Below are 12,546 nucleotides of genomic sequence, written 5' to 3' on the forward strand. Positions count from 1 at the left end.
ACCGGGGCCCGCCCCGGCCCGCGGCGCCCCTCGGCCGCGGCCGGGACGAGGACCCCTCCGCGGGCGGAGGGGCGCGGTCCGGGAAATCCGGGTGCGGGCGCGGGGCCGGTCCACCACACTGGCCGCATGGTCGACAACGTCTTCTCCGATGCTGCGATGGCCGAACTCTACGACGTCTTCCACCCCTGGGGCCTGGCCCCCGACGACGCCTTCTACATCGACCTGGTCATGTCTGCGCGGTCGGTCCTGGACGTGGGCTGCGGCACCGGGCTGCTCCAGCGGGAGGCCAGGAGGCGGGGCCACACGGGGCGGCTGGTGGGGCTCGATCCCGCCGACGCGATGCTGGAGGTCGGCCGACGCGACCGCGGGGACGTCGAGTGGGTCCTCGGAGACCTGGCGACGACGTCCTTCGAGAACGAGTTCGACCTCGTCGTGATGACCGGGCACGCGTTCCAGGTGCTCACCACGGACGAGGAGCTCCGGTCGGCCCTGGCGGCCGTGCGGCGGGCCCTGGCGGAGGACGGCCGGTTCGTGTTCGAGACGCGCAACCCCGCGGCGCGGGGATGGGAGGCGTGGCGGCCCTCGCGCACGCGCACGGTGACCGGTCCGGACGGGGCCGAGGCGACCTCCGTGCACCGGTTGGAGGGTGTGGAGGGCGACCTGGTCACCTTCACCACCGCCTACTCCAGTACCGCGTGGGGCGGAGAGGTCCGGCACAGCCGCAGCACGCTGCGCTTCCCGGACTCCGGCGCGCTCGACGCGCTCCTGGCCGGGGCCGGCCTGGAGGTACGGGCCCGATACGGCGACTGGGCCCGCGGTCCGCTCACGGACGCCTCCGAGGAGATCATCACGTGCGCGGTTCCGGGCGGGTCCGCGCGCTGAGCTTGCCCCGCACCCCGTCGAGCAGGGCGTTCAGACCGAACTGGAAGGTCTCCCACGCCTCCTGCTCCAGGTAGGGCTCGCTCTCGTCCTCGTTGGAGAACGCGCCCGCCTCGGACATGCGGGCGAGGGTGGGGAAGCGCTCGGCGAAGTCGGGCACGAGCTCGTCCAGCTGCGCGGACCGGGCGAACCACCACTCGTCCTCGGGCACTCCCGTCACGGCCTCGGCGCGGCGGGCCTCCGCGGCCGTCCGCACGGAGCCGCGCACGAGGGAGAAGAGGTTGCCGTAGGTGCTGCGGATCCCGGCGGCGTCCAGACCCGCACGGTGCAGCACGAGGGCCATGGACTCGAACAGCCGGTACTCGTTGGGACCCAGCACCGGCCTGGCCTGGGACACCTCCAGCGCCCAGGGGTGGCGGAGGTAGAACTCCCACAGCCGGGTCGCCCAGTTCGTCGTAGCCTTGCGCCAGTCCGGTTCGCCATCGGCTTCGGCTGCTTCGGCGAGTTCCCCGAACGCGTGGTCGTACATCAGCTCGATGAGCTCGTTCTTGCTGGCCACGTAGGTGTACAGCGACATGGCGGTGCGCCCGAGCCGCTGTCCCACCGCGCGCATCGACAGCGCGTCCATGCCCTCTTCGTCGGCGACGCCGATGGCGGTCTCCACGACCAGGTCCACGCTGAGTTCGGGCTTGGGGCCGGGGACGGCACGCGCGGACGGGTCCGCGGGGGCGCGCCACAGCAGGCCCATGGAGCGACGAGCGTCACCCTGCCCGGCGTAGATGACCACTTGCATCTCCTTATGCCATAAACTAACGTTCGCAGGCCGCCAGTTTACCGCATAAGGATTTCTGAGGAGCAGCGTGTCTTCCGAACCCACCTCCATGGCCGACAGCCACGACACCATCCAGGTCAGGGGCGCAAGGGAGAACAACCTCGCCAACGTCTCGGTGGACATCCCCAAGCGGAGGCTGAGCGTGTTCACCGGCCTGTCCGGGTCGGGAAAGTCCTCCCTCGTGTTCGGCACGATCGCCGCCGAGTCGCAAAGACTCATCAACGAGACCTACACGACGTTCGTCCAGTCGTTCATGCCCAGCCAGGGCAGACCCGACGTGGACACCCTGCGCAACCTGAGCGCCGCCATCATCGTCGACCAGGAGCGGATGGGCGCCAACTCCCGCTCCACCGTCGGCACCGCCACCGACGCCGCGGCCATGCTGCGGATCGTCTTCAGCCGGGTCGGCACCCCGCGCCTGGAGCCGTCGAGCGTGTTCAGCTTCAACAACTCCGAGGGCATGTGCCCCGAGTGCGAGGGGCTGGGCCGCACCAACCAGGTCGACCTGGAGGAGCTCTACGACCGGGACCTGTCGCTGAACGAGGGCGCCATCACCGTCCCCGGGTTCGCGGTGGACTCCTGGTACTGGCAGGTCATGGCCAACTCCGGGTTCCTCGACCCGGACCGCAAGCTGCGCGACTACACCCCCGAGGAGTGGGAGACCTTCCTCCACGGCCCCGCCACCCGCGTCAAGGTGGGCGGCAACTCCTTCTCCTACGAGGGGCTGGTGGTCAAGCTCAAGCGCACCTACCTGGCCAAGGACCGCGACTCCATGCAGCCCGGGATCCGCGCCTTCGTGGACCGCGCCGTCACCTACTCCACGTGCCCCGAGTGCGAGGGCACGCGGCTCAACGCCGAGGCCCGCTCGGTCAAGGTCGCCGGACGCACCATCACCGAGTGCTCGTCCATGCAGATCAACGAGCTCGCCGATTTCGTCGGCTCCCTGGACGAGCCCTCGGTGAAGCCGCTGCTGGACAACCTCGGCCACACCCTCGACTCCCTGGTCGAGGTCGGCCTGGGCTACCTCAGCCTGGACCGGGAGTCGGGCACGCTGTCCGGCGGCGAGGCCCAGCGCGTCAAGATGGTCCGTCACCTGGGCTCCAGCCTCAGCGACGTCACCTACGTCTTCGACGAGCCCACCGTGGGCCTGCACCCGCACGACATCGAGCGGATGAACAACCTGCTGGTGAGCCTGCGCGACAAGGGCAACACCGTGCTGGTGGTCGAGCACAAGCCCGAGACGATCGCGATCGCCGACCACGTGGTGGACCTGGGGCCGGGCGCCGGACCGTCCGGCGGGCGGATCACCTACACCGGGGACGTGGCCGGACTGCGCGCCTCGGGCACCCTCACCGGCGACCACCTGGACCACCGCGCCACCCTGCGGGCCGAGGTCCGCCGCCCCACCGGGGCCATCTCCATCACCGGGGCCGACAGCCACAACCTCAAGAACGTCAGCGTAGACGTCCCCCTGGGAGTGCTCACCGTGGTCACCGGGGTCGCGGGATCGGGCAAGAGCTCGCTCATCCACGGCGCCCTCCCCGGAAGGGAGGGCGTGGTGGTGGTCGACCAGTCACCGATCCGCGGGTCGCGCCGCTCCAACCCGGCCACCTACACCGGTCTGCTCGACCCGATCCGCACCGCCTTCGCCCGCGCCAACAAGGTCAAGTCCTCCCTGTTCAGCGCGAACTCCGAGGGGGCCTGCCCCGAGTGCAAGGGCGCGGGGGTCATCTACACCGACCTGGCGATGATGGCCGGAGTCGCCTCCACCTGCGAGCAGTGCGAGGGCAAGCGGTTCCGGCCCGAGGTGCTCACCCACGAACTGCGCGGCAGGAACATCAGCGAGGTGCTCTCCATGTCGGTGGTGGAGGCCCGGGAGTTCTTCACCACCGGCAACGCCCGCACCATCCTGGACCGGCTCTACGACGTCGGCCTGGGCTACCTGGGCCTGGGCCAGCCGCTGACCACCCTGTCGGGCGGTGAGCGCCAGCGCCTGAAGCTGGCGATCAGCATGGCCAAGGAGGGTGCGGTGTACGTGATGGACGAGCCCACCACCGGCCTGCACCTGGCCGACGTGGACCGGCTCCTCGCCCTGCTGGACCGTCTGGTCGACGACGGCAACACGGTGGTGGTGATCGAGCACCACCAGGCGGTCATGGCGCACGCCGACCACCTCATCGACCTGGGGCCGGGCGCCGGGCACGACGGCGGCCGCGTGGTCTTCGAGGGCAGTCCCGCCGAGCTGGTGGCCGAGGGCGACACCCTCACCGCCCGCCACCTGCGCGCCTACCTGGAGCGCTAGGCCGTGGGCCGCCCCGGGGGCGGCCCACGCGCTCGGACCGGGGAGGGCGCCCCGCCCCCGACGGCCGTGAAGGACGGCGTGCCGGGGGCGGGCAGCCCCGGGGCTCGGGAACGGCTCGGGTCCCGCAGGGCTCAGGGGTGGTCCCCGTGCCCCTCCAGCACGACCTTGAGCTGCCCCAGCCGGTGCCTCCAGAACGCCTTCGTCTCGGCGGCGGTCTCCGCGTCCGCCAGCTTGGTGTGCTCGAAGGCGACCGTGCTCCTGCCACCGTCCTTGGCGGTGAAGTTGGCGCTGATCCGTGTGGACCGGTCGAAGTCGGCGGTCAGGCGCCGGGGCTCGGTGGAGGTGCGCACCGACAGGTCGTGGTCGGGCAGCCACCTCCCGCGCTCGCCCTCCTCGACGAAGGCGGCGAAGAGGCGCTCGACCGGCGCGTGGACGGTCTTGCTGACGCTGACCGCGAACCCGTCCTTCTTCTGGCCCGCGACCCGCATTCCGCGCTCCTGCTCGTAGGCGACCGTGACGGTCTGCGCCCACCACGCGGGGACGCCCTGCTCCCGGCCCAGCCATGCCGCCAGCTCGGTGTGGGTGCGGGCGGTGCCGTTCCAGCCGTCCAGCAGGGCGAACCATCCGGCGTAGTCGCGGCCGGTGCGCTCCCGCACGGAGTCGTCGGTGACGCGGCCGCGCATCGTCCCCGTGGTGCGCCGGTCGGCCGCTGACGGGGCGGATGCGCCGGTGGGACCGGCGGAGCCGGCCGGGGCCCCGTTCGTGGGAGGGGCGTCGGCGGACACGGTGCGCTCCCCGCCGGGCGGAGGCTGGACGGCGGGTGAGCGGTCGGCGGCGGTTCTCCCGGGCCCGACGGCGGGCTCGGAGGACGCGCGGTCGGACCGGGGGCCGGTTGCGGTGCGGCCGATCAGGTGCGCGCGGGCGGCGGTGTAGCTCTCGCCGGTCTTGTCCATGCGGGCGCGCACGCGCTGCTTGAAGGCCTTGTGGCTGGTCATGACGGCTCCTCGGCGACAGCGTCGGAACTCGCGCTCCCTCCGCCCCGCCGGTGGGGCACATCGGACCGGCGTCCCGAGGACCCTGAGTCCCCTTTGCCCCCTCACAGCCGGTGGCGCGAGCACCGGGACCGGGGGTTGGGCGCGGGACCGCGCCTACGGACAACGGTACCCCTGTCCCCGTGGATTCTCCAGGGCCTGTGGACGAGGGCCGGGGAACCCGGGCCGCGGCCGGTCCGGGAGGCGAGGAGTTCCGGCCGGCGTCCGATCACGGCGCCCGGGAGGGAGCCGGCCCGCCCCCGCCCGTGTCGACCGAGGAGCGCCCGGGTGGGGGCGGGCCCGTCCGGGCCGCTCCCGCCCCCGCTCCCCGGCGATCGGCCTCCAGGGGCCGACCTGCCGGGCCGGTGGGCTCCCCCGGTCGGGGACCTCGGCTCGGCCGCCGGGGGACGGGACCGTGCCGTCCCGGGGTTTCCACCCCCGGCCCGACGGGGGCGGACCAGGGGCGGTTCAGGGACATCCCCCATGGATTCCTGGCCTCCTGTGTTAGATTCTGGCCATGCGGTCAGAAAATAATCCAGCCGGTCAGAAAAGGTCCTTCATCGAGGAGGCCCGCAGGGCGCAGATCGTCGCCGCGGCGATCGACACCATCGCCGCGGTGGGCTATCCCAACGCCTCACTGGCACGGATCGCCGAGGGGGCGGGCGTGAGCAAGGGCGTGATCTCGTATCACTTCGCGGGAAAGGACGAGTTGATGGACCAGCTGGTGACGGGCGTCTACACGGAGATCGCCGAGTCCGTCGTCCCGCGGATCCTCGCCCAGGACAACGCCGCCGACATGCTCCGCGCACACGTGCGGGGTGTGGCCGCCTACGCGCTGGAGCACCGGAGCCGCATGGCGGCCCTGGCGCAGATCTTCATCCACGCGCGCAGGCCGGACGGCTCCCCCCGGTACGGGGCCGGCGAGTCCGAACCCCTCTACGAGTCCCTGGAGGGGCTCTACCGGGAGGGGCAGAGGAGCGGCGAGTTCCGCGACTTCGACGTGCGGGCGATGGCCGTGACCCAGCAGTCCGCCACCGACGGGATGTTCGAGTACTGGCGCGTCCACCCCGACCACGACCTCATGGCGCACGCCGCCGAACTCGGCGAACAGCTCGTCCGCGCCACCCGCGCCGACTGACCGGCGCACACCCCCATCACGAGGACCCCATGACACAGCAACCCGCGCCCGCCCTGAGCCCGGAGGCGGCGCCACCGCCCCCGAGGCGCCTGCACTACGTCGACAACCTGCGCGTGGCGATGACCGTCCTGGTCGTGCTGCACCATGTCGCGCTCACCTACGGCAACATCCCGGTCTGGTTCTACACCGAGCCCGCGCAGGACCCCACGGGCGGGCTGCTCGACCTTCTGGTCGTCGTCGACCAGACCTACTTCATGGGCCTGTTCTTCCTGCTCGCGGGCTACTTCGTGCCCGGAGCGAGGGACCGGAGGGGGCGGCGGGGGTTCGTCCGCGAGCGCCTGGTGCGCCTGGGCGTCCCCCTGCTGCTGTTCGCCCTGCTCGTACGGCCGCTGCTCACGACCGGCACCTACCGGATGTTCGCGGAAGGGGCCGCCGCCGAGGGCGCGGAGATGCCCTACTGGCTCTTCTACGTGATCACCTTCGACCCCGGCCCCATGTGGTTCGTCGAGGTCCTGCTCGTCCTCAGCCTCACCTACGTCATGGTGCGCGGCTTCCGCGAGCGCCGCGCCGAGCGCCGGGGCACGGCGGTCCTCCCCGCCTCCCGCCCGGAGGACACGGCCCCACTGCGCTGGCTCGGTCCGGTCGTCGCCTTCACCGTGGCCCTGGCCCTGGTGTCGTTCGTCTGGCGCTGGGTGAACCCCGCCCCCTACTGGCCGTTCGTGGGGCTGCCCAGCCCCGACTACCTGCCCCAGTACGCGGCCCTCTTCACGGTGGGCGTGCTGGCCTACCGCCGCAACTGGTTCACCCGCCTGCCCGGCCGGGCAGGCTGGTACGGGGGCGCGACGGCCGTCCTCGGCCTGGCCGCGTTCCTGGGAGGGGGGCTCGTCCTCGGTCCGGAGAACGCCCCCGGGACCGCTCCGGCGCTGTTCCACATGGTGGCGGAGACGTTCTTCGCGGTCGGCGTGACCCTCGCGCTGATGGTGTCCTTCCGCCGTTTCCTCGACCGGCGGACCCGCCCCTCCGCGTTCCTGGCCGACAACGCCTTCGCCGTGTACTTCCTGCACCCGCTGGTGCTGGTCGGGCTCGGAACGGCGCTGAGCGGTTGGGAGGCACCCGCCGCGGTGAAGTTCCTGGGCATGGCCGCCCTTGCGGTCCCCGCCTGCTGGGCGCTCGCCGCCGCGGTCCGCGCGATCCCGGGGGCCCGTCGGATCCTCTGACGCGCCCCTCCGCGGGGCCGCCCCGGCGAAGAGCCGGGGGCGGCCCCGCCGGTCACCGCGCTGGCCGACGCCGCCCCGCCCTCCGGAACCCGTGCGTCCCACGGCGCCGGGGAAGCGGGCACCGGTACAACGGCGGGTCGATGGGCCCCCGACCCACGGCCCCGGGGGCGGAACCCCGGCAGACCTCACCCCAGGGCGTCCAGGGCCACCCGCATCGCCGGTGACACGTAACCGGTGCCGACGCGCACCCCGCCGAGCCACGCGGTCAGCCGCTCCGCCTCCTCGTCGAGGGCGCGCCGCGTCGGGGCCGGGACCGGCTCCAGCAGGTGCACCCGGACGGCCCCGGCGCCGTCCTGCACCCATGTACCGACAGCGCGGCCGTCGGCCCAGGCCGTGGTGCCGGCGTTGCCGCGCCGCTCGAAGAGCTGCTCGCGGTGCGGCCCCAGGTAGAAGTCCCGGTCGCGCCAGCCCATCACGGTCGGGTCGAGCACCGGCAGGAGCGCGACCCACCCGCCCGGGTCCTCCACCGGTCCCACGTCGTCGGGCAGGAGCCAGCCCGTGGCGCCGTTGTCCAGGGACACCGCGACGGCGTCCAGGTCGGCCAGCGCGCCGCGCACGATCGCCTTGGTGGCGCCCAGCCACCAGACGATGTCGTCCTCGGTCCCCGGGCCGAAGCGGAGGAGCCAGCGACGGACCAGTTCGCGGTACCCCTCACCCGGACTCCACAGGTCGGGGACGCCGTCCAACCAGTGCGAGGCCAGGGTCCACCGGGGCCGTGAGACGGGGAAGCGGCCGGCGTCGGCGCCGCGGACGATGTCGCCGGCTGCCCCGAGGAGGGTGAGCACCCGGGGCGCCGACCACAGCTCGCCCGGCGCCCCCTCGACCTTCACGTCGAGCATCGGCACCGCCCGGCGCACGTCGATGGCGGCGAGGCCCTCCGGCGCGTCGGCGAGCACGGCGAGGATCTCGGCCCGGGCCCGGTCGAGCCAGGCGCCTCCGTCGTCGGTGAGGCCCGCCCTGACGAGGTCCTTGGCCATGCGGGCGCGCTCCGCCGCGGCGACACGGGCGGAGGCGCTCGGCCACACGCCCGGCAGCATCTCGCGCGGGAACACGAAGAGGGTGCGCCGCATCGCCAGCTGCTTCACGAGCAGGCGCTCCCGGTGGAGCACCCCGTCGACGTCGGCGACCGTCAGTGAGGAGACGCGGGCCCAACAGGAGAGGTGGACCGTGGCCGGCTCGGTCGCGTGCAGCGCGACGACGGCACGGGCGGCCGCTTCGGGGGAGTCGGCGCGGGCGCCGGGCGCCAGTGCGTGTCGCACGGCCATTCGGGCCCGGCGTTCGCCGTCGGTGACATGGTGCATCGGGTCATCGTGCCACATCGGACGGACCATTCGATACAGTGTCGTTCCGGAACTGATGTGTATCGCTTTCGGGGTCGAAGAGACGAGGAGGCGGCTGCCATGGCGCGAGACGGCGAGACCCGGGAACCCGCGGAGGGTCCCGTGCGCCCCGGCCGCAAGCGGGACCCCTCCCGGGACGGCGCCATCCTCGACGCGGCGCTGGAGGTCCTGGCCGACGTCGGCTACTCCCGGCTGTCCATGGACCTGGTCGCCGCGCGGGCCGGGGCCGGGAAGGCCACGCTCTACCGCCGCTGGCCCTCGAAGGCCGAACTGGTCGTCGACGCCGTGGCGCGCATGAAGCGCGACCAGGTCGACCTGGAGCACCTGCCCGACACCGGGGACCTCCGGGGCGACCTCCTCGGCCTGTTCAGGCCGCAGACGGTCGAGGAGGCCGAGCGCAGGCTCGAGGTCATGGCGGGGCTCGCGTCGATGCTCGTCCAGGACCGGGCCCTGGCCGACGCGGGCACCGCCGCCATCGTCCAGCCGTGGGCCGAGGCCCACCACGCCCTCATGCGGCGTGCCGTCGACCGGGGCGAGATCCCGCCCACGGCCGACATCGAGGCGCTGTCGCAGCTCATCCCCTCGATGGCCGCCTTCCGCGCACTCGTCCGGGGCAAGCCGTTCGACCGGGACTTCCTCGTGTCGATGGTCGACGGAGTCCTGCTCCCGGCCCTGCGCCACCCGCCGGAGGCCCCCGCGGAGCCCGACCGCGGGCCCGCCTCCTGAGGCGGGCGCCACCGGTCCCCGCCCGCCGGTCCCACCGTTGGCCGGGACGCCCGGAGGGCGGGCCGCCGGGGAGGGGCGCCGGACGCGGGGGCCCGCTTCGGGGGAGACACGCCCGGGGCTAGGGTCGGGGGCGAATCATGATCGAAGGGACCCCGTGTGACCACTCAGAAGGACCGCATGCTCGCCGGTGAGCTCTACCTCGCCGACGACCCCGAGCTGCAGGCCGACCTCTTCCTCGCCGAGAAGCGGACGGAGACGTTCAACTCGTCGACGATCGACGACCTGGAGGCGCGGCACGCGGCGCTGGCCGAACTGGTGGGCGAGCTGGGGGAGGGCAGCGTGATCCGGCCCCCGCTGCGGGTCGACTACGGCTATCAGATCAGCGTCGGTCCCCGTACGTTCGTCAACTGCGGCGCGGTCATGCTGGACGTGGCCCCGATCCGGATCGGGGCGGACGTGCAGATCGGCCCGAACGTCCAGCTGCTCACCCCCACCCACCCGGTCGACCCCGAACTGCGGCGCGCCAAGTGGGAGGCGGGCGAGCCGATCACCATCGGCGACAACGTGTGGCTGGGCGGAGGGGTCATCGTCTGCCCCGGCGTGACGATCGGTGAGAACACCGTGGTGGGCGCGGGCTCCGTGGTCGTCAAGGACCTGCCCGCGAACGTGGTGGCGGTCGGCAACCCGGCCCGCGTCGTCCGCGAGATCGGCGCCTCCTAGGTGTACTGACAACGGAGGTTGGTAACACCCACCCCGCCTGAGACAAGCGAAGAGGGCGCCTCCGGCAACGGTGCGGATCGCGACATCCACCACCGGACCGGAAGGCCCTCGACGCCCCACACCACCCACGCCGGCGCCACCCTCACACCCGCCGGACGCCTCGCGCCGGCCCGCTGCGTCGTCGACCGGCGCCGGCCCCTGCGACGGGCCGCTCCTACCCCCGGGCCCGGTCCTGGAGGCGCTCCTCGGCTTCTTCGAGGCCTCCGCGACCAGAGCGTCGCGGCCCTGTACGAACTGCTCAGGAAGCCCGCGCCCGCGGCGTGAAAAGGGTCCGTCCCCCGGTGTGGCGCCACCGGGGGACGGGGTCCGCGGGGCCGCTATCCGGCCGCGGCGGTCGCGGCGGCGGTCGCCCCGGGGTCTTCGGCGGCGAACTGGGTGCGGTACAGCTCCGCGTAGCGGCCGTCCCGTGCCAGCAGCTCGGCGTGGGTGCCGCGCTCGGCGATCCGCCCCTCCTCGACGACGAGGATGGCGTCGGCCGCCCGGACCGTGGAGAGCCGGTGGGCGATGACCAGGGCCGTCCGGCCCCTCAGCGCCTCGGTGAGGGCCGCCTGGACCGCGGCCTCGGAGGTGGAGTCCAGGGCGGAGGTCGCCTCGTCCAGGATGACCACCTCGGGGCCGGCCAGCAGCAGGCGCGCGATGGTCAGGCGCTGGCGCTCGCCGCCGGAGAACCGGTAGCCGCGCTCGCCCACGACGGTGTCCAGCCCGTCGGGCAGTGCGGCCACGAGGGCGTCCAGCCTGGCCCGGCGCAGCGCGTCCCACAACTGCTCGTCGGTGGCCCCGGGTGAGGCCAGGGCCAGGTTGGAGCGGATGGACTCGTGGAAGAGGTGCCCGTCCTGGGTGACCATCCCCAGGGTGGCGCGGATGGAGTCGAAGGTCAGGTCGCGCACGTCCGTTCCGCCCAGGCGCACGGCGCCGGAGTCCACGTCGTACAGGCGGGGGACGAGCTGGGCGATGGTGGACTTGCCCGCGCCGGAGGAGCCGACCAGGGCGACCATCTGCCCGGGTTCGACGCGGAAGGACACCCCGTGCAGGACGTCCCCGTTGTCCTGGACGTCGAGGGAGGCGACCTCCTCCAGGGAGGCCAGGGACACCTTGTCGGCGCTGGGGTAGGCGAAGGTGACGTCGTCGAACTCCAGTGACACCGCTCCGTCGGGGACGGTCCGGGCGCCGGGCTTCTCGTCCACGATCGGTTTCAGGTCGAGGATCTCGAAGACCCGGCTGAAGCTGACCAGGGCGCTCATGACCTCCACCCGGGCGCCGGCGAGGGAGGTGAGCGGCGCGTAGAGGCGGGTGAGCAGCATGCCCATGGACACGACGGTGCCCGCGTCGAGCTGCCCGCGCAGGGCGTAGAAGCCGCCGAGGCCGTAGACCAGCGCCAGGGCGAGCGCGGACACCAGGGTGAGGGCGGTGAAGAAGACCTCCTGGACCATCGCTGTGCGCACGCCGATGTCGCGCACCCGGCTCGCCCTGCGGGCGAACTCGGCCGACTCCTCGTCCGGGCGGCCGAAGAGCTTGATGAGGGTGGCTCCGGGAGCGGAGAACCGCTCGGTCATCTGGGTGCCCATCGCCGCGTTGTGGACGGCGCGCTCGCGCTCGATCCGCGCCAGGCGGGCGCCCATGCGGCGGGCCGGCACGACGAACACCGGCAGCAGCAGGAGCGAGAGCAGGGTGATCTGCCAGGACAGGGTGAGCATCACGGCCAGGGCGAGGACGAGGGTGACCAGGTTGCTCACCACCCCGGAGAGCACGTCGCTGAACGCGCGCTGGGCCCCGATGACGTCGTTGTTGAGGCGGCTGACCAGGGCGCCTGTGCGGGTGCGCGTGAAGAAGGCGACCGGCATGCGCTGGACGTGGTCGTAGACGGTGGTGCGCAGGTCGAGGATGAGCCCCTCGCCGACCCGGGCCGACAGCTGTCGCACGACCAGCCCCAGGGCCGCCTCGGTGACGGCGACGGCGGCGATGAGCCCGGCCAGGACGAGCACGGGGCGCAGGCCGCCGTCGACGATCGCGTTGACGACCCGTCCGGCGAGGAGGGGGGAGGCCACGGCCAGGGCCGCCGTGGCCACGCTCAGGAGGAGGAACCAGGAGAGGTGGCGGGAGTGGGGGCGGGCGAAGGAGGAGATCCGGCGCAGGACCGGCAGGGAGAAGGGGCGCTGGTCCTCCTTCGCGTGCATCGCGTGGTACACGGAGTTCCACGCGGCCATTTCCATGCTCATGTTCGACCACCGGGTGTGTTGGGGC

Annotated in this window: 10 protein-coding genes; 6 read left to right on the forward strand and 4 right to left on the reverse strand. The window is 73.0% G+C overall.

Annotation, left to right across the window (positions count from 1 at the left end; genetic code table 11):
• The first annotated feature begins 126 nt into the window (after positions 1 to 126).
• Positions 127 to 882 carry a class I SAM-dependent methyltransferase gene (locus ACFQBR_RS04205; RefSeq protein WP_267950108.1) on the forward strand — a complete coding sequence of 252 codons (756 nt, stop codon included), beginning with the start codon at positions 127 to 129 and terminating at the stop codon, positions 880 to 882.
• On the opposite strand, the gene ACFQBR_RS04210 is transcribed toward ACFQBR_RS04205, so the two are convergent.
• Positions 848 to 1,666 (reverse strand): TetR/AcrR family transcriptional regulator, encoded by an 819-nt coding sequence (locus ACFQBR_RS04210; RefSeq protein ID WP_344175463.1) that lies wholly within the window; start codon positions 1,664 to 1,666, stop codon positions 848 to 850. The genes ACFQBR_RS04205 and ACFQBR_RS04210 overlap by 35 nt on opposite strands.
• 73 nt (positions 1,667 to 1,739) lie before the next feature.
• Here ACFQBR_RS04210 and ACFQBR_RS04215 point away from each other — a divergent pair, with 73 nt between their 5' ends.
• On the forward strand, positions 1,740 to 4,013 hold the full coding sequence (locus ACFQBR_RS04215) for an excinuclease ABC subunit UvrA (protein WP_344175465.1): 2,274 nt from the start codon (positions 1,740 to 1,742) through the stop codon (positions 4,011 to 4,013).
• Positions 4,014 to 4,144: 131 nt separating this feature from the next.
• Here ACFQBR_RS04215 and ACFQBR_RS04220 read toward each other — a convergent pair whose 3' ends face one another.
• Positions 4,145 to 5,008: a hypothetical protein gene (locus tag ACFQBR_RS04220; RefSeq protein WP_344175467.1), complete on the reverse strand. Its 864-nt coding sequence runs from the start codon at positions 5,006 to 5,008 to the stop codon at positions 4,145 to 4,147.
• Between the two features lie 553 nt (positions 5,009 to 5,561).
• Here ACFQBR_RS04220 and ACFQBR_RS04225 point away from each other — a divergent pair.
• Together ACFQBR_RS04225 and ACFQBR_RS04230 are read left to right on the forward strand one after the other, a co-directional pair.
• Complete coding sequence (locus tag ACFQBR_RS04225; RefSeq protein ID WP_344175469.1) at positions 5,562 to 6,182, forward strand: TetR/AcrR family transcriptional regulator; 621 nt, start codon at positions 5,562 to 5,564, stop codon at positions 6,180 to 6,182.
• A gap of 29 nt (positions 6,183 to 6,211) precedes the next feature.
• Positions 6,212 to 7,399: an acyltransferase family protein gene (locus tag ACFQBR_RS04230; protein WP_267950103.1), complete on the forward strand. Its 1,188-nt coding sequence runs from the start codon at positions 6,212 to 6,214 to the stop codon at positions 7,397 to 7,399.
• Between the two features lie 185 nt (positions 7,400 to 7,584).
• Here ACFQBR_RS04230 and ACFQBR_RS04235 read toward each other — a convergent pair whose 3' ends face one another.
• Positions 7,585 to 8,760, reverse strand: a complete 1,176-nt coding sequence (locus tag ACFQBR_RS04235) for a winged helix DNA-binding domain-containing protein (RefSeq protein ID WP_344175471.1) — start codon at positions 8,758 to 8,760, stop codon at positions 7,585 to 7,587.
• Between the two features lie 99 nt (positions 8,761 to 8,859).
• Between ACFQBR_RS04235 and ACFQBR_RS04240 the strand changes: the two genes are divergently transcribed.
• Entirely contained in the window at positions 8,860 to 9,525 is a 666-nt protein-coding gene (locus ACFQBR_RS04240; protein WP_344175473.1) for a TetR/AcrR family transcriptional regulator, read from the forward strand.
• A gap of 177 nt (positions 9,526 to 9,702) precedes the next feature.
• Entirely contained in the window at positions 9,703 to 10,245 is a 543-nt protein-coding gene (locus tag ACFQBR_RS04245) for a sugar O-acetyltransferase (RefSeq protein WP_344175929.1), read from the forward strand.
• Positions 10,246 to 10,622: 377 nt separating this feature from the next.
• On the opposite strand, the gene ACFQBR_RS04250 is transcribed toward ACFQBR_RS04245, so the two are convergent.
• Complete coding sequence (locus ACFQBR_RS04250) at positions 10,623 to 12,521, reverse strand: ABC transporter ATP-binding protein (RefSeq protein WP_344175475.1); 1,899 nt, start codon at positions 12,519 to 12,521, stop codon at positions 10,623 to 10,625.
• Between the last annotated feature and the right edge of the window lie 25 nt (positions 12,522 to 12,546).

Source organism: Nocardiopsis tropica (assembly GCF_042660575.1).
Lineage (GTDB): Bacteria > Actinomycetota > Actinomycetes > Streptosporangiales > Streptosporangiaceae > Nocardiopsis > Nocardiopsis tropica.

Bases quoted from the DNA above. Each gene is read 5' to 3' on its own strand.
- ACFQBR_RS04250 (WP_344175475.1), bottom strand. From the start codon at position 12,521: ATGAGCATGGAAATGGCCGCGTGGAACTCCGTGTACCACGCGATGCAC.
- ACFQBR_RS04225 (WP_344175469.1), top strand. From the start codon at position 5,562: ATGCGGTCAGAAAATAATCCAGCCGGTCAGAAAAGGTCCTTCATCGAG.
- ACFQBR_RS04245 (WP_344175929.1), top strand. From the start codon at position 9,703: ATGCTCGCCGGTGAGCTCTACCTCGCCGACGACCCCGAGCTGCAGGCC.
- ACFQBR_RS04230 (WP_267950103.1), top strand. From the start codon at position 6,212: ATGACACAGCAACCCGCGCCCGCCCTGAGCCCGGAGGCGGCGCCACCG.
- ACFQBR_RS04235 (WP_344175471.1), bottom strand. From the start codon at position 8,760: ATGCACCATGTCACCGACGGCGAACGCCGGGCCCGAATGGCCGTGCGA.
- ACFQBR_RS04220 (WP_344175467.1), bottom strand. From the start codon at position 5,008: ATGACCAGCCACAAGGCCTTCAAGCAGCGCGTGCGCGCCCGCATGGAC.
- ACFQBR_RS04205 (WP_267950108.1), top strand. From the start codon at position 127: ATGGTCGACAACGTCTTCTCCGATGCTGCGATGGCCGAACTCTACGAC.
- ACFQBR_RS04240 (WP_344175473.1), top strand. From the start codon at position 8,860: ATGGCGCGAGACGGCGAGACCCGGGAACCCGCGGAGGGTCCCGTGCGC.